23 protein-coding genes and 1 pseudogene are annotated in these 21,437 nt (G+C 63.1%); 11 read left to right on the top strand and 13 right to left on the bottom strand.

Annotated features, from left to right (window positions below; all coding sequences use genetic code 11):
* Positions 1-111: 111 nt before the first annotated feature.
* The 4 genes from NKJ11_RS06705 to petA form a co-directional block, all read right to left on the bottom strand.
* Positions 112-807, bottom strand: coding sequence for an acid phosphatase (locus tag NKJ11_RS06705; RefSeq protein WP_023809836.1), 696 nt, complete (start codon positions 805-807; stop codon positions 112-114).
* Between the two features lie 127 nt (positions 808-934).
* Positions 935-1,807, bottom strand: a complete 873-nt coding sequence (locus tag NKJ11_RS06700) for a cytochrome c1 (RefSeq protein WP_023809837.1) — start codon at positions 1,805-1,807, stop codon at positions 935-937.
* 28 nt (positions 1,808-1,835) lie between these two features.
* Positions 1,836-3,137, bottom strand: a complete 1,302-nt coding sequence (locus NKJ11_RS06695) for a cytochrome b (protein WP_013529985.1) — start codon at positions 3,135-3,137, stop codon at positions 1,836-1,838.
* Between the two features lie 16 nt (positions 3,138-3,153).
* Positions 3,154-3,714, bottom strand: coding sequence for a ubiquinol-cytochrome c reductase iron-sulfur subunit (petA, locus tag NKJ11_RS06690; protein WP_023809838.1), 561 nt, complete (start codon positions 3,712-3,714; stop codon positions 3,154-3,156).
* Positions 3,715-3,974: 260 nt separating this feature from the next.
* Between petA and NKJ11_RS06685 the strand changes: the two genes are divergently transcribed.
* From NKJ11_RS06685 to NKJ11_RS06675, 3 genes and pseudogenes are all read left to right on the top strand, one after another.
* On the top strand, positions 3,975-4,250 hold the full coding sequence (locus tag NKJ11_RS06685) for a type II toxin-antitoxin system Phd/YefM family antitoxin (RefSeq protein WP_031212730.1): 276 nt from the start codon (positions 3,975-3,977) through the stop codon (positions 4,248-4,250).
* Positions 4,250-4,672: a type II toxin-antitoxin system VapC family toxin gene (locus NKJ11_RS06680; protein ID WP_023809840.1), complete on the top strand. Its 423-nt coding sequence runs from the start codon at positions 4,250-4,252 to the stop codon at positions 4,670-4,672. Before NKJ11_RS06685 ends, NKJ11_RS06680 begins: the two co-directional genes overlap by 1 nt.
* A pseudogene (locus tag NKJ11_RS06675) lies at positions 4,673-5,018 on the top strand (cupin domain-containing protein).
* Between the two features lie 62 nt (positions 5,019-5,080).
* Here NKJ11_RS06675 and NKJ11_RS06670 read toward each other — a convergent pair.
* The 5 genes from NKJ11_RS06670 to NKJ11_RS06650 are packed head-to-tail and all read right to left on the bottom strand — an operon-like array spanning position 5,081 to position 10,083.
* Positions 5,081-5,392 (bottom strand): DUF6665 family protein, encoded by a 312-nt coding sequence (locus tag NKJ11_RS06670; protein WP_023809841.1) that lies wholly within the window; start codon positions 5,390-5,392, stop codon positions 5,081-5,083.
* A gap of 1 nt (position 5,393) precedes the next feature.
* Positions 5,394-5,873, bottom strand: a complete 480-nt coding sequence (locus tag NKJ11_RS06665) for a GNAT family N-acetyltransferase (protein ID WP_352610486.1) — start codon at positions 5,871-5,873, stop codon at positions 5,394-5,396.
* A 4-nt stretch (positions 5,874-5,877) separates the two neighbouring features.
* Positions 5,878-7,761 (bottom strand): ABC transporter ATP-binding protein, encoded by a 1,884-nt coding sequence (locus NKJ11_RS06660; protein ID WP_352610487.1) that lies wholly within the window; start codon positions 7,759-7,761, stop codon positions 5,878-5,880.
* 10 nt (positions 7,762-7,771) lie between these two features.
* Entirely contained in the window at positions 7,772-9,658 is a 1,887-nt protein-coding gene (locus tag NKJ11_RS06655) for an ABC transporter ATP-binding protein (RefSeq protein ID WP_352630051.1), read from the bottom strand.
* Between the two features lie 29 nt (positions 9,659-9,687).
* Entirely contained in the window at positions 9,688-10,083 is a 396-nt protein-coding gene (locus NKJ11_RS06650; protein ID WP_023809845.1) for a hypothetical protein, read from the bottom strand.
* A gap of 464 nt (positions 10,084-10,547) precedes the next feature.
* On the opposite strand from NKJ11_RS06650, the gene NKJ11_RS06645 reads away from it, so the two are divergent.
* Both NKJ11_RS06645 and soxR read left to right on the top strand, forming a co-directional pair.
* Positions 10,548-11,006 (top strand): tRNA (cytidine(34)-2'-O)-methyltransferase, encoded by a 459-nt coding sequence (locus NKJ11_RS06645; RefSeq protein WP_127290158.1) that lies wholly within the window; start codon positions 10,548-10,550, stop codon positions 11,004-11,006.
* 140 nt (positions 11,007-11,146) lie between these two features.
* A complete protein-coding gene (gene soxR, locus NKJ11_RS06640; RefSeq protein ID WP_023809847.1) occupies positions 11,147-11,608 on the top strand; it encodes a redox-sensitive transcriptional activator SoxR in 462 nt (153 codons plus the stop codon).
* Here soxR and NKJ11_RS06635 read toward each other — a convergent pair.
* Entirely contained in the window at positions 11,605-11,862 is a 258-nt protein-coding gene (locus tag NKJ11_RS06635) for a hypothetical protein (RefSeq protein WP_013529975.1), read from the bottom strand. The two genes, soxR and NKJ11_RS06635, sit on opposite strands and share 4 nt — an antisense overlap.
* Positions 11,863-12,029: 167 nt before the next feature.
* On the opposite strand from NKJ11_RS06635, the gene hemF reads away from it, so the two are divergent.
* The 3 genes from hemF to NKJ11_RS06620 all read left to right on the top strand — a co-directional run bounded on the left by hemF (position 12,030) and on the right by NKJ11_RS06620 (position 13,929).
* On the top strand, positions 12,030-12,944 hold the full coding sequence (gene hemF / locus NKJ11_RS06630) for an oxygen-dependent coproporphyrinogen oxidase (RefSeq protein ID WP_023809848.1): 915 nt from the start codon (positions 12,030-12,032) through the stop codon (positions 12,942-12,944).
* 311 nt (positions 12,945-13,255) lie between these two features.
* Positions 13,256-13,435, top strand: a complete 180-nt coding sequence (locus NKJ11_RS06625; protein WP_352792943.1) for a hypothetical protein — start codon at positions 13,256-13,258, stop codon at positions 13,433-13,435.
* A 308-nt stretch (positions 13,436-13,743) separates the two neighbouring features.
* Positions 13,744-13,929 carry a DUF1059 domain-containing protein gene (locus NKJ11_RS06620; RefSeq protein WP_013529972.1) on the top strand — a complete coding sequence of 62 codons (186 nt, stop codon included), beginning with the start codon at positions 13,744-13,746 and terminating at the stop codon, positions 13,927-13,929.
* A 1-nt stretch (position 13,930) separates the two neighbouring features.
* Here NKJ11_RS06620 and NKJ11_RS06615 read toward each other — a convergent pair whose 3' ends face one another.
* Genes NKJ11_RS06615 through NKJ11_RS06605 form a run of 3 tightly spaced genes read right to left on the bottom strand, consistent with a single transcriptional unit; the run spans position 13,931 to position 16,454 of the window.
* Entirely contained in the window at positions 13,931-15,196 is a 1,266-nt protein-coding gene (locus tag NKJ11_RS06615; RefSeq protein ID WP_352792942.1) for a CCA tRNA nucleotidyltransferase, read from the bottom strand.
* On the bottom strand, positions 15,193-15,825 hold the full coding sequence (locus NKJ11_RS06610; protein ID WP_023809851.1) for a CoA pyrophosphatase: 633 nt from the start codon (positions 15,823-15,825) through the stop codon (positions 15,193-15,195). The genes NKJ11_RS06615 and NKJ11_RS06610 overlap by 4 nt, the downstream gene beginning before the upstream one ends.
* Complete coding sequence (locus tag NKJ11_RS06605) at positions 15,825-16,454, bottom strand: DUF1285 domain-containing protein (RefSeq protein WP_352792940.1); 630 nt, start codon at positions 16,452-16,454, stop codon at positions 15,825-15,827. Before NKJ11_RS06605 ends, NKJ11_RS06610 begins: the two co-directional genes overlap by 1 nt.
* Before the next feature lie 154 nt (positions 16,455-16,608).
* On the opposite strand from NKJ11_RS06605, the gene NKJ11_RS06600 reads away from it, so the two are divergent.
* From NKJ11_RS06600 to NKJ11_RS06590, 3 genes are read left to right on the top strand one after another with little or no spacing between them, the layout of a single operon-like run.
* Positions 16,609-17,613 carry an AAA family ATPase gene (locus tag NKJ11_RS06600; protein WP_352440366.1) on the top strand — a complete coding sequence of 335 codons (1,005 nt, stop codon included), beginning with the start codon at positions 16,609-16,611 and terminating at the stop codon, positions 17,611-17,613.
* On the top strand, positions 17,613-18,578 hold the full coding sequence (locus NKJ11_RS06595; RefSeq protein WP_023809854.1) for a DUF58 domain-containing protein: 966 nt from the start codon (positions 17,613-17,615) through the stop codon (positions 18,576-18,578). The genes NKJ11_RS06600 and NKJ11_RS06595 overlap by 1 nt, the downstream gene beginning before the upstream one ends.
* Positions 18,575-21,397 (top strand): DUF4159 domain-containing protein, encoded by a 2,823-nt coding sequence (locus NKJ11_RS06590; RefSeq protein WP_352610493.1) that lies wholly within the window; start codon positions 18,575-18,577, stop codon positions 21,395-21,397. The genes NKJ11_RS06595 and NKJ11_RS06590 overlap by 4 nt, the downstream gene beginning before the upstream one ends.
* Positions 21,398-21,437 lie beyond the last annotated feature (40 nt).

Here is a 21,437-nt window from a genome sequence, read left to right as displayed (position 1 = left end):
CCTGATGCCGCCATGCCAACGGACTAATTGCCGAACTTTCGCTTGAGCACTGGTGCAGACGGAAAAGGAGCGCCTGAAGCGCCCCTTCCCGTCTGACCCGGCCGACAAAGATTACATGCCGAGATCGGAACGAAGCTCGGCTCTGGCCACTTCATATTCAGCCTTGAAGTCGTCCCGGTTGAGCAGGACCGCGGCAATAACGCTGCCGGAAATCTTGCCCATCTCGACGTCGGACGCATAGTGGATGCCGCCGACCTCGCGGTTGTGGGCGTATTCGGCCGCACGCGCCATGATCTCGGCGCGCTTTTCCGGGACCATGTCGGACAGGATGATGCCCATCATCGTGCCGACGGTGGCATGGCCGGACGGCCAGGAACCGGAGCTCGACAGCTTGACCGCCGGCTTGACGAGATCGCTGAGCTGATGCGGGCGCGGGCGCTTCCAGACATCCTTGGCCGGGTCGACGACAGCCCCTTCGGTAGCCACCACGCGATCGAAGAAAGCGCTGAATTTCGGCAGCGTTTCCTTGTTGAATTTCGGCCCCATGACGTCGGCAAAGCGCCAGACATTCTCCTCGGCATCGGCCACCGCGCTGGCGACCATCTCCGGGGTGCGCGTCACCTGCAGCGTCAGCACCTCGCCGAGTTCGGCCTTGGTCTGCGCCGAATCGTTTGCCGGCGGCGGCGGCAGGATCATCGTCAGGTCGACGTCCTTGTTGGTGACGAAGGGCTGGGCGTCTTCCGCTTGCGCTGCCGAGCCGAGGATGAGCAGCAACAGGCCTGCCGCGAGCGATGCGTATCTTTTCATAAATGCGATCCTTTGATGAGAGCAGCACAGGATCGCCGGATGCGATGACGGCCATGTGACATGACCAGCCTCCGGAAATGCAAAAGGGCGCCTCTCGGCGCCCTTCGCGATCACTTGATTGTGTGGCCTAGTGGGCCACGCCTTCCCACACCTTGCGCTTGGTGAGATAGACCAGCGCGCCGAACAAAAGCAGGAACACCAGAACGCGAAAACCGGTCTTCTTGCGGTCTTCCATATGCGGCTCGGCCGCCCACGCCAGGAAGGCGGAGACGTCGCGGGAATACTGGTCGACGGTCTGCGGCGCACCGTCATCATAGGTCACCTGGCCGTCGGAGAGCGGCTTGGGCATTTTCAGCGACACGCCGGACATGAAGTACGGATTGTAGTGGGTGCCTTCCGGGATCACCATGCCGGCCGGCGGCGTCTGGTCGTAGCCGGTCAGCAGCGAGTGGATATAGTCGGGACCGCCGGCATCGTATTGTGTGAAGATGTCGAAGACGAATTGCGGAAAGCCGCGCTCGACGCCGCGCGCCTTGGCCAGCAGCGACATGTCGGGCGGGGCAGCGCCGCCATTGGAAGCAGCAGCCGCTTCCTCATTGGCGAAGGGCGGCGGGAAATGGTCGGACGGCTTGCCGGGACGGTCGAACATGTCGCCGGCATCGTTGGGGCCGTCATGGATTGTGTACTCGGCCGACAGCGTCTTGATCTGCGCATCGGAATAGCCGAGGTCCGACAGCGTGCGGAACGCCACCAGGTTCATCGAATGGCAGGCCGAGCAGACTTCCTTGTAGACCTTGAGGCCGCGCTGCAACTGCGCCTTGTCGTAAGTGCCGAATGGGCCGGTGAAACTCCAGTCCATTTCCTTTGGCTCGTCGATCGGGAAATGCGTCGGATTGGCCACATTGTGTGCCTCTTCGGCGGCGATCGCCCGAGTGCCCGCGGCCCCAGCGGCGACCGCCACGAGGCCGATCAGCGCCAGCGAGGTGAGAATCTTTTTCATGCCAAATCCCCTTAGATTCTCTACCCGCTCAGCCTTTGGTTTCCGGAGCCGCCGTAGCGCCCGCCGGATGTCCGCTGCCGCCCTTGTTCTTCTCGAGCACCGCCTCGGTGATCGAGTTCGGCAGCCGTCGCGGCGTCTCGATCAGGCCGAGCACCGGCAGCGCGATCAGGAAGAAGGCGAAGTAGAACAATGTCGCCATCTGCGCCATGAACACATAGCTGCCTTCGGCCGGCTGCGAGCCCAGCCAGCCAAGCAGGATGGCATCGGCCACGAACAACCAGAAGAACAGCTTGTACCAGGGCCGGTAAACGGCCGAGCGTACCTTCGAAGTGTCGAGCCACGGCACCAGGAACAACATGACGATGGCGCCGAACATGCACAGCACGCCGCCGAGCTTGGAGTTGATCGGCCCGACATTGAAGGTGATGGCGCGCAGGATCGCGTAGAACGGCAGGAAGTACCATTCGGGCACGATGTGGGCCGGCGTCTTCAGCGGGTTGGCGACGATGTAGTTGTCGGGATGGCCGAGATAGTTCGGCAGGTAGAAGACGAAATAAGCGAAGAAGAACAGGAACACGATCATGCCGAACGCGTCCTTGATGGTCGCGTAGGGGGTGAAGGCGACAGTGTCGGTCTTCGACTTGACCTCGATACCCGTCGGGTTCGACTGGCCCACGACATGCAGCGCCCAGATGTGCAAAACGACGACGCCGGCAATCATGAACGGCAACAGATAGTGCAGCGCAAAGAAACGGTTCAGCGTCGGGTTGTCGACGGCAAAGCCGCCGAGCAGCAGCTGCTGAATCCAGTCGCCGACCAGCGGAATGGCGCTGAAGAAGCCGGTGATGACGGTGGCGCCCCAGAAGCTCATCTGGCCCCATGGCAGCACGTAGCCCATGAAACCGGTCGCCATCATCAGGAGATAGATGATGCAGCCGAGGATCCAGAGCAGTTCGCGCGGCGCCTTGTAGGAGCCGTAATAGAGGCCACGGAAGATGTGGATGTAGACGGCGACGAAGAAGAACGAGGCGCCGTTCGAATGCATGTAGCGCAGCAGCCAGCCGGAATTCACGTCGCGCATGATCTTCTCGACCGAGCCGAAGGCCAGATTGGTGTCAGCCGTGTAATGCATGGCCAGCACGATGCCGGTCAGGATCTGCGCCACCAGCATGATCGAAAGGATGCCGCCAAAGGTCCACGCATAGTTGAGGTTGCGCGGCACCGGATAGGCAACGAAGCTGTCATAGACCAGCCGCGGCAGCGGCATGCGGGCGTCGAACCAGCGTCCGAGACCGGTTTTGGGCGTATAGGTCGAGTGTCCCTCGCTCATCGAAATATCCCCTGCCTCAACCGATAAGGATCTTGGTATCGGAAATGAACTTGAATACCGGAACCGCCATGTTCTCAGGCGCCGGGCCTTTGCGGATGCGGCCGGCCGTATCGTATTGCGAACCGTGGCACGGGCAGAACCAGCCGCCGAAATCGCCTTCCTGGCCAAGCGGAATGCAGCCGAGATGCGTGCAGACCTGAACCATCACCATCCAGGCCTCCTTGCCGGGCGTGGTGCGATTGGCGTCGGTCGCCGGCGCATCGGACGGCAGATTGGCGTTGCGGGCGATCGGATCCTTGAGATCGGCGAGATTGACAGCCTCGCCGTCCTTCATTTCCTGTTCGGTGCGGTTGCGGACCACGACCGGCTTGCCGCGCCACTTGACGATCAGCGACATGCCCGGCGTCAGTGAGGCGACGTCGACTTCGACGGAAGCGAGCGCCAGCGTCGAGGCATCGGGGCGCATCTGGTCGATGAACGGCCACGCGAAAGCACCCGCGCCGACCACTGCGGCCATGCCGGTGGCGACGTAGAGAAAATCACGACGGTTGGGATCCTGGGTGTCGGTTGCGCTCACGGGTGCCTGATCCTTTCGCCTCTTCCGTGCCGGTGGCTGAGCCTTGTTCCCCGCTCAATTACGCCAACCCGACAGCGCATGGCGAACAGGCTTGCGAATTCCTCCGGCATTTGGACTTCGGTTTATGCGTGAAGCCCGTTTTTGTCCAGACGGGTGAAGGCACAAGGGCAGATTGTCGCGGGCGTTCCGCACAGCGATGAATTTGACGTGCTTGGCTAAATGTAGCAATATGTCTACATCTACTCGACGGAGGTGCTGAAATGAACATCTCAACGAAGACGATCACCATCATGTCGAGCCGTGAATTCAACCAGGACACGGCGCTTGCGAAGCGGGCTGCCAGGAACGGACCGGTTATCATCACCGATCGCGGCAAGCCTTCCCATGTGCTGATTTCGATGGAGGAATACGAGCGGTTGGAGAAGAAGCCGAGAAGCCTCGCGGACGCGATTGCCGACGATCGCCCCGAAGCAGACTTCGACTGGGAACCACCTCGCCTGGAAGGACCGTTTTTCAAGATTCCCGATCTCGACTGATGTTTATTCTCGACACCAATGTCGTTTCGAATCTGCGTCGTCGGGACAAGGCCGATCGCAACGTTTTAGCCTGGTCTGAGACCCACGACGTCGCCAGCTTTTTCATGTCGGTGATTTCGATCCTGGAACTCGAAATCGGAACACTGTTGTTGTCGAGGAAGGACACCCGCCAGGCCGCCATGTACCGTGAGTGGTTGGATCAAATACTAATTCCACAGTTCGACGACCGGATACTGAGCATAGACACGGCCGTTGTCGTGCGTTGCGCAAACCTCCACGTTCCTGACCCTAAGCCGGAACGCGATGCTCTCATTGCCGCCAGCGCGCTTGTCAATAATTTGACAGTCGTGACACGCAATACCAAGGATTTTGAGGGCACCGGGGTGAAGCTTTTCAATCCCTGGATACCCGCGAAGGGCTAGATAGCCAGGGCACAAATCATAGACCGCGACACCTGGTCTGTTCGTTCCGACCATTGGAAGGGCGAATTGCAATGTGGCGCCTACGGCTCTCCTGCCTGATCTTCAACTATCTGCCTGGCGTCGGAGGCGGCCCCGCCTGCATACACATCCCTACGCTGAGATCTTCATCATTCGCCAGGGCACCGGCCTGTTCACCGTCGGCGACCAGGAGATCGAGGCATCCGCCGGCCAGATCCTGATCGTGCCGCCCAATACGCCGCACAAATTCACCAATCTCGGCCCAGGCCCGCTGGAGACGACCGACATCCACGAGAATGGCAGCTTCATCACCGAATGGCTTGAGTAGACCATGATCCCGAAAAGTGGGAACCGGTTTTCGGAATAAGATCATGGTCCAACAAAAGAGAGTTATTTCGCGCCGAGCCTGGCCAGCACCGCTTTCGGGATGTTGTATTCACGAATGACGGTATCGTGCTTGCGCAAGCCGCACAGCTCGCGCTGGATGAAATAGCCATGCACCGCCTCGGCGGCATCCTTGAGCAGCCGGGGGCGCAGTTGCTCGTCGGCATTGTCGCGCAGCCTGGCCAACGTTTCCTCTACCCGCTGGCCGGCGCGGCCAAGTGCTGCCGCCTTTTCCGCCAATATTTCATGGCCGAGCGCGTCGAAGGCGGCTTCCGCGGACGAGGCGCCGGCTAGATGAGATGGCGGACGCAAGGACATTTCAGCTTCCTTTCCCGAAGACCATGCGGTGTGTGACGAATTCTTCGCCTTCCACGCGCTGAAAGCCAAGCCGTTCGTAGAAACCGAAGGCTTCTTGCGGCGCGCGGGTGTTCAGCACGGCGAAATGGTGACGTGCCCTGTCGATAACGGTCTCGACCAGCATCCGGCCAAGGCCGGCGCGACGGTGCCGCGCACTGACGAACAGGTGCCGGACCCGGCCGTGGTCCCTGGCCTCGAAATAGGGATCTATGTTCAACCCGCACACGCCGGCGAGTTCCCTTCCATCCCAGGCTCCGTACAGCGCCTCGCCCCGTTTCAGGAACTTGTTGCGGCCACTTGCCCAGCCATCCGCCAGGCGCACCAGCATCCAGTAGCCTTCCAGCCGGCTCTCTTCCTTCAGCGTGTCGAAGGCCGGCATGGTCGGCCGGAGCCGCTTGAGCACGTAGCCGACCTCTGAGATGGCGCCTGTTGATCCAGCCATGGAGCTACTCCGCAGGCCGCGTCTCTTCGAGCACGCTGTCCTCGTGATAGAGAAAGCCGCCGGACTGCCGCTTCCACAGCCGCGCATAGAGCCCGTCGAGCGCCACCAGCTGGTCATGCGTGCCTTGCTCGACGATGCGGCCGCCATCGAGCACCACCAGCCGATCGAGTGCCGCGATCGTCGACAGACGGTGGGCGATGGCGATGACCGTCTTGTTCTCCATCAGCCGCGTCAGATTCTCCTGGATTGCCGCCTCGATATCCGAGTCGAGCGCCGAGGTCGCCTCGTCGAGGATCAGGATCGGCGCGTCCTTCAGGAAGACACGGGCGATCGCCACGCGCTGGCGCTGGCCGCCCGACAGTTTGACGCCGCGCTCGCCGACAAAGGCCTCGTAGCCGGCGCGGTCCCTGTTGTCGCGCAAGGTCAGGATGAACTCGTGCGCCTCGGCCTTTTTCGCCGCCGCGATCACCTCCGCATCGGTCGCGTCAGGCATGCCGAGCTTGATGTTGTCGCGCAGCGAACGGTGGAACAGCGCCGTGTCCTGGCTGACGACGCCGATATTGGCGCGCAGCGAATTTTGCGTGACTTTGGCGACATCCTGGCCATCGATGGTGATCGACCCGCTCTCCAGATCGTAGAGCCGCAGGATCAGATTGGCGAGGGTCGTCTTGCCCGCGCCAGACGGTCCGACCAGCCCGACCTTCTCGCCCGGCTTGACGACAAGGTCGATGCCGTTCAGCACGCCGAAACCTTTGCCGTAATGGAACTCGACGTTCCTCACCTCGATACGCCCGCCTGCCACCACGAGTTCCTTGGCGTGGGGCGCATCCGTGAGGCCGAGCGGCTGCGAAATCAGCGCCTTGGAGTTCTCCAGCACGCCGAGGTTTCGCAAGATGCTGTTGAGCTGCATCATCAGCCGGCCAAGCAGCATGTTGAGCCGCAGCACCAGCGACAGGGTGAAGGCGACAGCGCCGACGGTGATCGAGCCCTCGACCCAGAGATAGACGGCAAAACAGCCGATCGCCGTGATCATGATGCCCGACAGCGTCGTCAGCGCCATGCGCACGCCGGTCAGCCGGCGGGTGAACGGGCGCAATGCGTCGAGGTAGATGTCGAAACCGTTCCTGATGTAGCGGTCGTCGCCATCGGCCGAGAACAGTTTCAGCGTCTGCACGTTGGAATAGGAATCGACAATGCGGCCGGTGATCATCGAGCCGGCCTCGGCTGTTTCCTCGGCATGCTTGCGGATTGCCGGCAGATAGAGCTTGGCCAGCCAAGCGAAAGCGGAAATCCAGATCACCACCAGCACCGCCAGCCTGAGATCGAGGCCTGCGACCAGCGCCAGCGTCGTCACCGTATAGACGATCATGAACCAGACGACCTCGATGAAGCTTTCCATCAGGTCGCCGGTGGCCTGGCCCGCCTGCCAGACCTTTGTTGCGATGCGGCCGGCGAAATCGTTCTGGAAGAAGGCGTCGGACTGGCGCGAGACATGCCGGTGCGCCTGCCAGCGCACCAGATTGTAGAAGCCGGGCGTGATCGTCTGTTCGTCGACCAGCGCCGAAAGGCCGACGACGACGGTGCGGATGACCAGCACCACCACGGCCATGAAAACCAGTTCAGGGCCTGCGGCGGCCCACAGTGCGTGCCAACTGCGCTCGGCGGGAAGCTGGTCGAGAATATCGACCAGCCGCCCGACGAAGTAGAACAGGCCGGCCTCGACCAGCGGCGCGATGCCGCCGATGACCAGCATGGCGAAGAAGGCGAACTTCGCCTGGCCGACATAGTGCCAGAGAAAGCCGCCGACGCTGGTCGGTGGCCGAAGATTCGCTGGCTCCCTGAACGGATAGACCCAGTTCTCGAACCAGCGATAGACGGCTGTCATCATGCGGCGGCCATCATTCTGCGGCTTGCCCCTTTGCAAGTGCGTCGTTGGCGGCGTCGGCGGGACCGTCCTCAAGCAGGAACCCGCCCGACTGGCGCTGCCAGAGCTGCGCGTAGAGCCCGCCCTTGGCGACGAGTTCCTCGTGCGAACCTTCCTCGATGACACGACCCTTGTCCATCACCACCAGCCTGTCCATCGCCGCGATGGTCGACAGCCGGTGCGCTATGGCGATGACGGTTTTGCCTTGCATGAGCTTGTAGAGATTCTCTTGGATCGCCGCCTCGGCTTCGGAATCAAGCGCCGAAGTCGCTTCGTCAAGGATAAGTATAGGTGCGTCCTTCAACATAACGCGAGCAATGGCGACGCGTTGCCGCTGGCCGCCGGACAATTTGACGCCGCGGTCACCGACATGGGCATCGAAGCCCTTGCGGCCGCTGGCATCCGAAAGCCCGCCGATGAAATCCAGCGCCTCGGCGCGGCGCGCCGCCTCGACAAGCATCTCGTCGGTGGCATCGGGCCGGCCATAAAGGATGTTCTCGCGCACCGAACGATGCAGCAGCGAGGTGTCCTGCGTGACCATGCCGATCTGCGCACGCAGCGAATCCTGCTTCACACCGGCGATCTCCTGGCCGTCGATCAATATCTGCCCGGCTTCGAGGTCGTAGAAGCGCAGCAACAGGTTGACCAGCGTCGACTTGCCGGCGCCGGAACGGCCGACGATGCCGACCTTCTCGCCCGGTTTCACCGCCAGCGACAGGCCTTCAATCACACCCTTCTGCTTGCCGTAGTGGAAGCGAATGTCCTCAAAGCGGATCTCACCCCTGGAAACGCTGATCTCCTTCGCGTCCGGCCTGTCCTCGACAAGGCGCGGCAGCGAGATTGAGGCGATGCCGTCCTGCACCGTGCCGATGTTCTCGAACAGGCCCGACATTTCCCACATGATCCATTGCGACATCCCCCACATCCTGAGCACAAGGCCGATGACCACGGCGACCGCGCCGATCGTCACTGCTTGCCCCAGCCACAGCCACAACGCCATCGCGGTGACAGAGAACAAGAGCAATGCATTTAGGATGTAAAGCGAGCCAAAAAGCACTGTCACCAGCCGCATCGACCGGTAGACCGTTTCGAGAAAGCCGGACATGCCGTCTTTGGCGAATGACGCTTCGCGGCGTGCATGGCTGAACAGCTTGACCGTCTGGATGTTGGAGTAGCTGTCGACGACACGGCCCGTCATGATCGAGCGCGCATTGGCCTGTTCCTCGCCAACCTTGCCCAGCCGGGGAATGAAAAACCGCAGCAAAAGGATATAGCCGACCAGCCAGACGCCGAGCGGCGCCGCCAGCCGCCAGTCGGCCGAGCCGACGATGAGCAGCATGCCGAGGAAATAGACGATAACGTAGTTCAGGACGTCGATCACCTTGATGACGCATTCGCGCACGGCGAGAGCCGTCTGCATCAGCTTTGTCGCGATGCGGCCGGCGAACTCGTCCTGGTAGAAACTCATCGACTGCTTGAGCAGATAGCGGTGCACCTGCCAGCGGATGCGCATGGGATAATTGCCCATCAGCGTCTGCTGGTTGAGAAACGAATGCAGCCATACCGTGCCCGGCAGCGCGAACAGCACGATGAAGGCCATGCCGGCGAGCTTCCAGGCTTCCGTCTGCAGGAAGGTTTCGCGATTCTGCCCCGACAGCCAGTCGACGATGCGGCCGAGGAAGCCGAACATCCATACTTCGGCGATCGCGATGGCCGTCACCAGCACCGCGTCGAAAAGGATATAAGGCCATGCGCCGCGCGTATAATGCAGGCAGAAGGCAACCAGCGTCTTGGGCGGCTCGGCCGGTTCCGCTGCGGGGAACGGATCGAGCCTTTTTTCAAACCAGCTAAACAACAACATAGGTTATGCCTGTGAAATGTGTTTGCCGCTTACGCGGCACGTGAGCGTACGAAATCCCCGGTACCCATGGCATCAAGGGCCGACGGTCTGGAATCACCCGGACCGTCGGCCATGCCTCGTGCAATATAGGGGCTCGCGGGCTTTTCGCCGACAGCTGCGCCAGCCGATCCTGACGACACGGTGCCGCCAGCCCGGTTTTTCGCGCCCGGCCTGACCAGCCGGATGATCCGGCGCACCAGCGACGGGCGGCTCGGATCGGGAACCGCGCGCGAAAAATCGACATCCGGCAGCATGCCGCGATGCGGCCGGCGGCGAACCTCGGCGTGAACCGCAGACGAATAGGTGTCGCCGATCAGCAGCGCCCAGGTCGGCAGTCGGTGGATATGCAGGCTCCTCGAGCCAGGTATTCTATAGGGATCGAACATCGGTCCGTCCTCCGTGTGAAAATCGAGATAAAAAGGCGAAGCAATATCGTCCGCCGGCATTCGGCCGGAGGCGCGCTTTGCGTCGGTCTGGACACGATAAGCATCGGTCCGGACACGACAAGCATCGGTCCGGACAGCTTCAGTTGGGGCGTTTAGCCCTTTTGACTTTTTGAAAAACATCGCAGGATTCCTTCGAGAGCCGAAAAATCGTTTCGGCGGGAATCGGTGCGATCAAGTCTTAGAGAGTCAGGAGAATCGTCGTACCGAAACCGCCGGCAGGCAGGTAAGCCCATAAGAGGGGCGCTGGATGTGCATGGTCATCATGAATTACCCCTCCATCGGTTCGGGTTGACAATGGAGCTGACATACCCGACTTCGCAGAAAATGGCCACCCGCAGGTCCAGCAATTTCCAAAACCGCGAGCCCGCTGTGGCCGATTTGCCACTTATTAGAAAGACGCGGAAATGAACTGTCGTCTCCGCATCGCGCTCTACCAGCCGGATATCGCCGGCAACACCGGGACAATCCTGCGCTTCGCCGCTTGCCTCGGGCTCGGCGTAGATATCATTGAACCGGCCGGCTTTCCGCTCTCCGACAAAGCGCTCAAGCGAGCCGGCATGGACTACCTCGAAATGGCTGCTTTGATCCGGCATGTCGACTGGCACGCCTTCGAGGACTGGCGCAAAGCCGGCGCGCACCGGCTGGTGCTGCTGTCGACCAAAGCCACGACCGCTTACACCAGCTTCACCTTCGCCGATGGCGACATCCTCCTGTTCGGCCGCGAATCCGCAGGCGTTCCGGATCCTGTTCATCAGGCGGCGGATGCGCGGCTGACCATCCCCATGCAGGGCGCGGCGCGCAGCATCAATGTCGCGCTTTCCGTCGCCATGGTGGCGGGCGAAGCCATCCGGCAACTGGGATAGGGGTTCGCCGGCAAGCCCGTCTCCCGTCATCTTGACCCAGGCGCACATCGCCTTCTCCTTCGTTTGCAGATCCTGGGTTTCTTCGCTACAAGCTCAACTTAACTTGAGGTCAAGCGGAAAAATCGGGACGAAAAACAGAGATGGCACCGATAACGGAATTAACGGTCGGCCAGGTCGCCATGCGCAGCGGTGTGGCGGTGTCGGCATTGCATTTCTATGAGGCCCGCGGCCTGATCCGCAGCCACCGCACGGCGGGAAATCAGCGCCGCTACGGCCGTGACGTGCTGCGGCGCGTGGCGATCATCAAGGTGGCGCAGGAGGTCGGCATTTCGCTGGCCGAGATCGGTGAAGCCCTGGCATCGCTGCCAGAAGGCCGCACGCCGACGCGCGATGACTGGAACCTTTTGTCGACCGCCTGGCGCGACGGGCTCGATCACAAGATCGCCCAGTTGAAGAAACTGCGCGACGGGCTGACCGACTGCATCGGCTGCGGCTGCATGTCGATCGACAAATGCCCGCTGCGTAACAAGGGCGACCGGCTGGCGCGCGAGGGGACAGGGGCAAGAAGGCTGGTTGCTCCGCCTCTCTCGAGGACATCCTAGTCAGCCGCAGGCAAGCGCCTGATGGTGAACTCAATCAAGTCGCCCGGCCGCTCGAACCAGCTTTCGATCTCGGTCCAGTAGGCCTGCTTGGGAAAGCGCTCGAACCATTCCTTGGCCTTGAGCCGCGCATCGGAGCGCGGCAGCACGAAGGTCTCGCGCAGGAAACCGTCGCGCGGCATACGAACACGCTCGGCACGGCTTTGGTCGAGCCTTTTCTTCAGGCCATCCAGCGGCGGTCTTGCCGGGGTGCGCACGAAACAACTCCTTGCACCTGGCGCATGACCCCGAAATCGGAATCGAGTTTCGGAAAGGATCATGCGCAAAACCAAAGTGACTTGACCCTTGCCCTTAAGAGATTAGGGATCGCGCCGGCAAAAGACGAGTCATTTGTGGGACTCGCCGCCCCAACCGGAGACGGCACTTGGAACGACCAGAAATACCGGCAGGCCTGCCCGCCGACATCGAACAGAAGAAGATGAAGGCAAGGCTGTGGTTCGAGGCGCTGCGCGAACGCATCTGCGCCACCTTCGAGCAGATCGAGCAGGATCTTGGCGGGCCGCTGGCCTCGTGGTCGCCCGGCCGCTTCGAAAAGACGCCATGGGAACGTGACGAGGGGCGCGGCGGCGGCGGCACCATGTCGATGATGCACGGCCGCGTCTTCGAAAAGGTCGGCGTCCACACTTCGACCGTCCACGGCGAGTTCTCACCCGAATTCAGGAAGCAGATGCCGGGCGCCGAGGAAGACCCGCGCTTTTGGGCATCTGGCATTTCGCTGATCGCGCATCCCTGGAACCCAAACGTTCCGGCCGTGCACATGAACACGCGCATGGTGGTCACATCTCGCCAATGGTTCGGCGGCGGCGCCGATCTAACGCCGGTGCTCGACAGCCGCCGCACGCAGGACGACCCCGACACGGTCGCCTTCCACCGCGCCATGCAATTCGCTTGCGAGAAGAACGCCGACGTCGCCGATTACCCGAAATACAAGGCCTGGTGCGACGAGTATTTCTATCTGTCGCACCGCAACGAGCCGCGCGGCACCGGCGGCATCTTCTTCGACTGGCTGCATTCGGGCGAGGACAAAGGCGGCTGGAATGCCGATTTCAACTTCGTCCAGGATGTCGGCCGCTCTTTTCTCGTCGTCTACGGCCACCTCGTGCGCGCCAACTTCAACGAGAACTGGACCGATGGCGACCGCGACGAACAGCTCATCCGCCGCGGCCGCTATGTCGAATTCAATCTGCTTCACGATCGCGGCACCATCTTCGGACTGAAGACCGGCGGCAATGTCGCGTCCATCCTTTCCAGCCTGCCACCCGAGGTCCGCTGGCCGTAACAAAATGGTGAGCCCGGCGTGAGCCGCATTGATGTCCCATTCGCTCGAAATGGGCATGGAATGTGGCACACGGTGCGGCGAAAAATTTCTTTTTCGTCTAATAGGCTGTTGAAAAGACTAGTCTATTTGTGGCGCCGGGTCGGGAAGCGCCGGCGGCTCGCCTGCGCGCAATTCCAGGAAAGTGCGAAACGGCTTTCCGACGGGAATTGCGTCAAGACAAAGCGAGCCGCGACCCGACGCGACCGGACGGCCCAAGACGATGCGGGACATCTTCGTCAAAAAGATACCCGCCTTTCCAGGAGTACTTCGCAATGCGCAAGATCATTGTTTCGGCTGCCGCCGCTGCCCTTCTCGCTTCCGGTTCAGTGGCATTCGCCGCCGTCAAGCACACCACCGGAACGATCAAGACCTTTGACACGACGGCCATGAGCCTGGTCCTCGATGATGGATCGTCTTTTACGCTTCCCAAACCTTCAAGGATCCTGGCCTGACGGTCGGTGAAAAGGTCCGCGTCTCATGGGATATGAAGGGCAAGAACAAGGTCGCCGAGGCCGTCAAGGTCGCAAAATGATGGCTTGCCCGCCAGAGCAGGATGAGACGATATCCGGTCCTGTTTGGGGGTAGCGTAAGAGGGCGGAGCAGCGCCTGCTCCGCCTTTTCGCCGTTGACTGCAACCAATGCCACCCCATCTGTGTTATGCTTCTCCCGCTCGCGGCCCCAGGATCCGATCTCGGATTTGGACCGTCAGCCAAAAAAGTGCCGGAGCCTCGGGCTCCACGGAGGAAAAGGAGAAAATCCCATGAAGGAATTTCACTGCGGGTCGCTCGTGCCCGGCTGTGACTGGCACACGCGTGCCGACGAGGAGGCCGAGGTCATGCGCCGTGCCGTCGAGCACATGCGCGAGACGCATGGCGAGACGGTGATCCGCGAGACGATGATCGAGGCGATCCGCTCGCGCATCGAAAAGACCCGCGACGCGGCCTGATCTACCCGGCCTTCAAGGCTTCGGCGGCGCGCTTGAGGAGCGCGTCGCGATCAGGGGCAAACCCGGCTTCGACCCATTCCGCCTCGAGATTCCTGAGGATTTCGCCGAGTTTCGGCCCCGGAGTTGCGCCGAGCGCCGTGAGATCGGCACCTTTCAGTGGAAACAACGGCTTTTCCCATTTGATGGCGAAGGCGAGCAGGCGCGAAAAACCACCGGCTTCGAGCAGCGCCTCATTGTCCTCGACGGCGCGCACCCTGGCTGCCGCAAGCGACAGCCGCAGACGGTCGACAAACCCCTGCCGGTCACCGCGATAGAGCCTTTTCGCCAGTTCGCCCTCGGTCGTCTTCGGCTCGACGGCGCTGGCAAGCGCCCAGTGACGCAGGCGATCCGCTTCGGCGGTCGAGAGTTTGAGCCGCTCGGCGAGCGTCTTCATGCGAGCGGCATCGGGCGGCACGATCGCTTCCAGTCTGAGCAGCGGGTCGGGTGCCCAGCCCAGATCCTTCCCGGCCTTGGCCAACCCATGGATGGCATCGATGCCCCATTTCTCGCTTTCCGGCAGCGCTGCGGTCAAGACACCTGCCTGCCGCATCCAGAGCAGCGCCCGTGACGGATCGGGCGCCGACAAAAGTTTCTTCAGTTCCGACCAGATTCGCTCGGACGAAAGCTGGGCCAGCCCTTCCTTAAGCCGGGCACAGGCTTTCAGCCCTTCGGCGTCCGGCCGCCCGTCGCCGTACCAGGCGAAGAAGCGGAAGAAGCGCAGGATGCGCAGGTAGTCTTCGCGAATGCGCGCTTCCGGGTCGCCGATGAATCGCAGCCGGCGCGCCTCGATGTCGGCAATGCCGCCGACCAGGTCGACCACCTTGCCATCGGCCCCGGCATAGAGCGCGTTGATGGTGAAGTCGCGCCGCTCAGCATCGAGCTTCCAGTCGCGCCCGAACGACACTTTCGCGCGCCGCCCGTCGGTCTCGATATCAGCGCGCAAGGTGGTGATTTCATAAGGTTTTCCGCCGGCAACCACGGTGATTGTCCCATGCTCGATGCCGGTTGGCACCGCCTTGAACCCTTCCGCTTCGGCGCGGCGGAGGGTTTCCTCCGGCAGGCAGGTGGTGGCGATGTCGATGTCGGCGACCGGCTGGCCCATCAGCGTGTTGCGCACCGCGCCGCCTGCGACTCGCGCCTCTTCACCGCCTTCGGCCAGTGCGAACAGCAGGCGCTGCAGATGCTTGTCGCCGAGCCAGTCGGCCCTGTCCGCGATCGAGACACTCACGCATAAAGCCTTTCATAGAGGGTACGGATGATGCCGGCGGTGACGCCCCAGATGCGCCGTTCGCCGTAAGGCATGTCGTAGAAGAACCATTCGAGATCGTTCCACATACGGCTGTCGCGCTTGTGGTTGGCCGGGTCCATCAAGAAGCGCAGGGGCACTTCGAAAGCGGCGTCGACCTCGTCGGCGTTGAGCGTCAGTTGGAAACCGGGCAGCACGATGCCCAGCACCGGCGCGATGCGGTAGCCGCTGCCGGCCACATAGTCGGGCATGCGGCCGATGATCTCGATGCGGTCTCGGCCAAGCCCGATCTCCTCGAAGGTCTCGCGCAGCGCCGCAGCCTCAGGGCTCGGATCGGTCGGATCGATTGTGCCGCCGGGAAATGCCACCTGCCCCGAATGGCTGCGCAGCTTTTCGGCCCGTTTGGTCAGGAGAACCGTCGCATCGCCCTCATGATCGACCACCGGGATCAGCACCGCGGCATTGCGCAGCGCCATGCCCTGATTGAGGCGCGGATGGCCGGGGTTAAAGCGATGATCGCCATAATCGTCGCCTGCATGCGCATCGGGCTGCACGGCAAAACGCGCGCGAAAATCCGCGGATGAAAACGGCGCCGGCGTCACCTGGTCCATCACGCGCTCAGCCGCTTCAACTGGTCCGCCGGCATGATCGGGAACACGGCGCCCTTGGAGCGCACCGCGAACATCGTCTCGCCGCCGATCTCGACCTCCTCGCAATGCCCGACCAGTTCATACATCACCGGCCGCGCCACCAGCGCCTCCAGACGGCCACGCACCAGCACATAGGGCTTCAATCCGCCGGTCTCGTTCTCGTCGACAAAGCGCAGCGGCCGTTCCGGCCCGGCCTCGACGACATCGCCGACATTGGTGCGGAAGGTGATGGTCTGCGCTTCGCCGCTACCCGAAACGTCCATTTCGACGGCGATGAACGGCGCATCGGCGACGCGGATGCCGACCTTTTCCACCGGTGTCACCAGATAGGTCCTGCCATCGGCGTCCTTGCGCAGCACCGAGGAGAAAAGCTGCACCAGCGGCATGCGCCCGATCGGCGTGCCCAGATAGAGCCAGGTGCCGTCGGACTTGATCTCCATGTCCAGATCGCCGCAGAAGTCGGGATTCCAGCGTTCGACGGGTGCCGCGCCCTTGCCGGCACGGGCGGCGCGCGAGATGAGTGCCTCGAGGCCACGCGCCTCGGTGGCACCAGTCAGGCTTTCTTCACGATGTCCCAAGGGTCCCGTCATGGTCACGAAATAGTCACTGTTGTTCCGCTTGTCAGCCTAAGTCTGTGATTTAAGTTTCGACATAGGCGCCACGCGAGGCCGAATCGCGGCAACTTATGGTATGGTGCAGCCGTTGTTCCAGCCATGGTATTCCAACCACAAGGATCGATGCGGCATGAGCGTGATGGTCAAGGAAAGCCCGATCAGCGAAAAGGACATGATCGCCGAGGCCGAAAAGGCGCTTGCCGACATCTCCCGGATCCGCGACGGGGTCGGCCGGGTCATCTTCGGACAGGAAAGCGTCGTCGAGCGTACGCTGGTGGCGCTGCTGGCCGGTGGACATGCGCTTTTGGTCGGCGTGCCGGGCCTCGCCAAGACCAAGCTGGTCGAAACACTTGGCATCGTGCTCGGCCTCGATTCGCGTCGCATCCAGTTCACGCCGGACCTGATGCCGTCCGATATCCTCGGCTCCGAAGTGATGGAGCAGGACGAGACCGGCAAACGCTCCTTCCGCTTCATTCCCGGGCCGATCTTCGCCCAGTTGCTGATGGCCGACGAGATCAACCGCGCCTCGCCGCGCACCCAGTCGGCGCTGCTGCAGGCCATGCAGGAATACCACGTCACCATTGCCGGCGCCCGCCATGACCTGCCGGCCCCCTTCCATGTGCTGGCAACCCAGAACCCGCTGGAGCAGGAAGGCACCTATCCGTTGCCCGAGGCCCAGCTTGACCGCTTCCTGATGCAGGTGGATATCCTCTATCCCGAAATCGAGGCAGAGCGCCGCATCCTTCTGGAAACCACCGGCATCGAGGACGCGAAAGCGCAAAACGTGCTGCAGCCGGTGCGGCTGAAGGAGATCCAGACGCTGATCCGCCGCATGCCGGTGCCGGAAAGCGTCGTCGAAGCGATCCTGACGCTGGTGCGCTCGGCGCGTCCCGGCCAAGGCAACGCCGAAACCGACAAGAACGTCGCGTGGGGCCCCGGCCCTCGCGCCAGCCAGGCGCTGATGCTGTGCACAAGGGCGCGCGCGCTTTACGACGGACGGCTGGCGCCCTCGGTCGACGACGTGCGTGCGCTGGCCGAGCCGGTGCTGCAGCATCGCATGGCGCTGACCTTCGCCGCCCGCGCCGAAGGCACCAGCGTGCGTGACGTGGTGGCGAAACTCGTGAAAGGGATTTGATGCCGCGCATCGGCGAGGTCCAGGCTCCGGCAGCGACGCGTGACGCGCTCGCCCGTGGCCGGTTGCGGGCCTCGCTTGTGCCAGACCTGCTGGTTGAGGCGCGGCGCATCGTCAACACCGTGATCGCCGGCTGGCATGGCCGCCGCAAACGCGGCATCGGTGAGAATTTCTGGCAGTTCCGGCCCTATGTCGAGGGCGATTCCTCGCGCATCGACTGGCGCCGCTCGGCCCGCGACGACCACACCTATGTGCGCGACCGCGAATGGGAAGCCGCCCATACCGTTTGGCTGTGGGCCGACCCCTCGCCGTCGATGCTCTACAAATCGACCGGCGCCAGCGTTTCCAAGCAATCGCGCGCGCTGGTGCTGGCGCTGGCCATGGCCGAGCTGTTGTCGCGCAGCGGCGAGCGCATCGCCTGGCCGGGCCTCACCGATCCGTTCACCGCCCGCAACGGCGCCGAACGCATCGCCGCCCAGTTGATGCATGCCGGCGATTTGCCGGCAAAACCCGATTTGTCCGATATCAGGCGCTTCTGCGACATCGTCATCGTCAGCGATTTCCTCGATCCCGTCGAAGAGACGATGGCCTGGCTCGACGTGCTGGCCCGCCACGGCGTACGTGCCCACCTGATCGAGGTCGCCGACCCGGCCGAGGAGACCTTCCCCTATGCTGGCCGAACCGAGTTCACCGATCCCGAGACCGGCGACAAGCTGACCGCCGGCCGCGCCGAAATGCTGGGGGATGAGTATCGCCTGCTCTACGCCGCCCGACGCCACGAACTGGCAGCCTGGTGCAAACGGCTTGGCTGGAGCTTTACCGTCAACCACACCGATCGGCTGGCTTCCGACGCGCTGGTGCGGCTGCACATGGCGATGACCACTGATGGCCCCTCGGTCAGGCCGACCGCTGACGGTCGTGCCGGCACGATCGCCGGTGGCGATCGGCCAGGAAAGGCTGTCGCATGAGTTGGCTGCCGCTTTCCTTTGGCGCCCCCATGGTGCTGTGGGGCCTCCTGGCACTGCCGGTGATCTGGTGGCTGCTCAGGCTGACGCCGCCCAAGCCGCAGACCGAAATCTTCCCGCCGCTGAAGATCCTGGCCCGCGTGCTGAAGCGCGAGGAGACGCCGCAGCAGAGTCCGTGGTGGCTGACGCTGCTCAGGCTCTTGATGGCGGCCCTCATCGTCGCCGCATTGGCCGACCCGGTCTTCAATCCGCGCGAAAAGCTGCCGGCCGAGGGTGCAGCGCTTGCCCTGGTCATCGACAATGACTGGGCAAGTGCCGCCGACTGGGGCAAACGCGTCGCCACCGCCGAGCGGCTGATCAACGACGCCGGCTCCAACGGCGTGCCGGTCGTCATCGCCTTCACCGCCGAAAAGGCCAATGCCGAGATCGGGCCGTTCGATGCCGCCACCGCCCTTGACCGGCTGCGTGCCGCCAAGCCGCGGCCGATCCCGACCGACCGGCCCGCCGTCTATGCCCGCGTCGCCGGCGTGCTGGAGACCTTGCCCGGGGCCAGTGTCGCCGTGCTTGCCGACGGCCTGGCGGCAAAAGGCGATGAAGCCGCCTTCAACACACTTTTGTCGAAAAATGCCACCCGTGTCGTCTGGGCAACCGCAGACAGGCTGTCGCTGACCGGCCTGACCACCGCCGACAACCAGGTCGACGGCTTTGCACTGACCGCCATCCGCGCGCCGGGCGACCCTGCCCCGGCTCAGGTCACCGCCGGCGCCTTCGATGACAAGGGCCGCCGCATCGCCGATGCTACGCTGACCTTTTCGCCTGGCGAAACCACCGCCACCGGCACCATGGCGGTGCCGTTCGAGCTGCGCAACGACTTCGCATCCATCGCGCTCGACGGCGAGCGGCAGGCCGGTGCGGTCCGCGTGCTCGACGAAAGCTCCAAGCGGCGGCGCGTCGGTCTATTGTCGCAGGCCGAGGCCGACCAGGCACAGCCGCTTTTGTCGCCGCTCTACTACATCAGGCGGGCGCTGCAGCCATTCGCCGATCTGGTCGAACCCTCCAGCGCCGATCTTGCCGACGCCATCCCGCAGATCCTCGACCAGAAGCCCGCGATGATCGTCATGGCAGATATCGGCACCATTCCCGGACAAGTCCGGCAGAGGCTTGTCGATTGGGTCGACAATGGCGGCACGCTGGTGCGTTTCGCCGGTTCGCGGCTGGCTACTGCGGGCGATGACGACGATCTGCTGCCGGTCCGCCTTCGCACCGGCGAGCGTTCGCTCGGCGGCGCGCTATCATGGACGTCGCCGCAGCCTGTCACCGAATTCCCCAAGGCCGGCCCGTTCGCCGATCTGGCGCCCCCGACCGAGGTCACCGTCAGCAGGCAGGTGCTGGCCGAGCCGACACCCGATATCGTCGAGCGCACCTGGGCGGCCCTTGCCGACGGCACGCCGTTGGTCACCGGACTGAAGAAAGGCAAGGGCACGCTGGTGCTGTTCCACGTCACCCCTGAGGCAACCTGGTCGAACCTGCCGATCTCTGGCAGCTTCGTCGAGATGCTGCGCCGCATCGTGCAGCTGTCGCGCAACCAGGGCGCGGCCATCGCCAATGCCGAAGCCGCCGCGGCGTCGCTGGCGCCCTATCGCATGATTGCAGCCGACGGCTCGCTGGTGCCGCCGACGCCGGACGCGCGGCCGCTTGTACCGGGCGCCGGCGCGCTGCCGGTGACTTTTGAAAACCCGCCCGGTCTCTATGGTTCCGAGACAGGTGTATTTGCCCATAATTTGCTTGAAGCCGACAGCACGCTGGCTCCGCTGGCGCGCCCGCAAATCACTGTTCCCATCACCTCGATCCAGTATGCCTTTGACGAATCGCGCAATTTGAAAGGCGCGCTGGTCGCGGCCGCCCTGGTGCTGATGCTGCTTGATACGCTGGCGGTGTTCTGGATGGGCGGCCTGTTTTCACGCCGGCCGCGTCGCGCCGGTGCCGTGGCAACCACCGCCGCGGTCCTTATTGCGCTGGGTAGCCTGTTCGGTCATGCCGACCTTGCCCGCGCCGACGACGCCACGCCGGGAGACGAGGTGGCCATCGAGGCGATTTCGAAGACCCGCATCGCCTATGTGCTGACCGGCGTGCCGGGTGACGATTCGATCAGCCGCGCCGGGCTCGAGGGCCTGACCCGCTTCCTGGTCGAAAAGACGGCACTAGAACCGGGCGAGCCGGCCGGCGTCGACATATCGAGGGACGAGCTGTCGTTCTATCCGCTGATCTACTGGCCGATCGATCCGGCCGCCCCGATGCCCAGCCAGGCCGCCATCGCCCGCATCGACGCCTATATGCAGCAGGGCGGCACGGTGCTGTTCGACACCCGCGACCAGTTCGCCAACGGCATCGGCGCCGATTCGACCAGCCCAGCGACGGAGCGGCTGCGCGACATCCTCGGCAACCTCAACGTGCCGCCGCTGGAACCGGTACCGTCCGACCACGTGCTGACCAAATCCTTCTTCATCCTGCCCGAATTCCCCGGCCGCTTCGCCGGCAGCCCGCTCTGGGTCGAGGCCTCGCTCGACGCCAGCAACGCCGAGAACCGGCCGGTGCGTACCGGCGATGGCGTCTCGCCGATCATGATCACCGCCAATGATTTCGCCGGCGCCTGGGCGGTCGACGAGAACGGCGATCCGCTGCTTCCGACCGTGCCGGCAGACCCGATGCAGCGCATTTACGCGCTGCGCGCCGGCGTCAACATCATGATGTACATGCTGACCGGCAACTACAAATCCGACCAGGTGCACGTGCCCATACTGCTCGAACGGCTGGGGCAGTAAGATGATGTCTTTTATTGCACCTCCGCGGATCGACCCTCCC

Source organism: Mesorhizobium sp. M0243, assembly GCF_040321775.1.
Taxonomy (GTDB): Bacteria; Pseudomonadota; Alphaproteobacteria; order Rhizobiales; family Rhizobiaceae; genus Mesorhizobium.
This window is presented reverse-complemented; position numbering and strand designations above follow the sequence as displayed.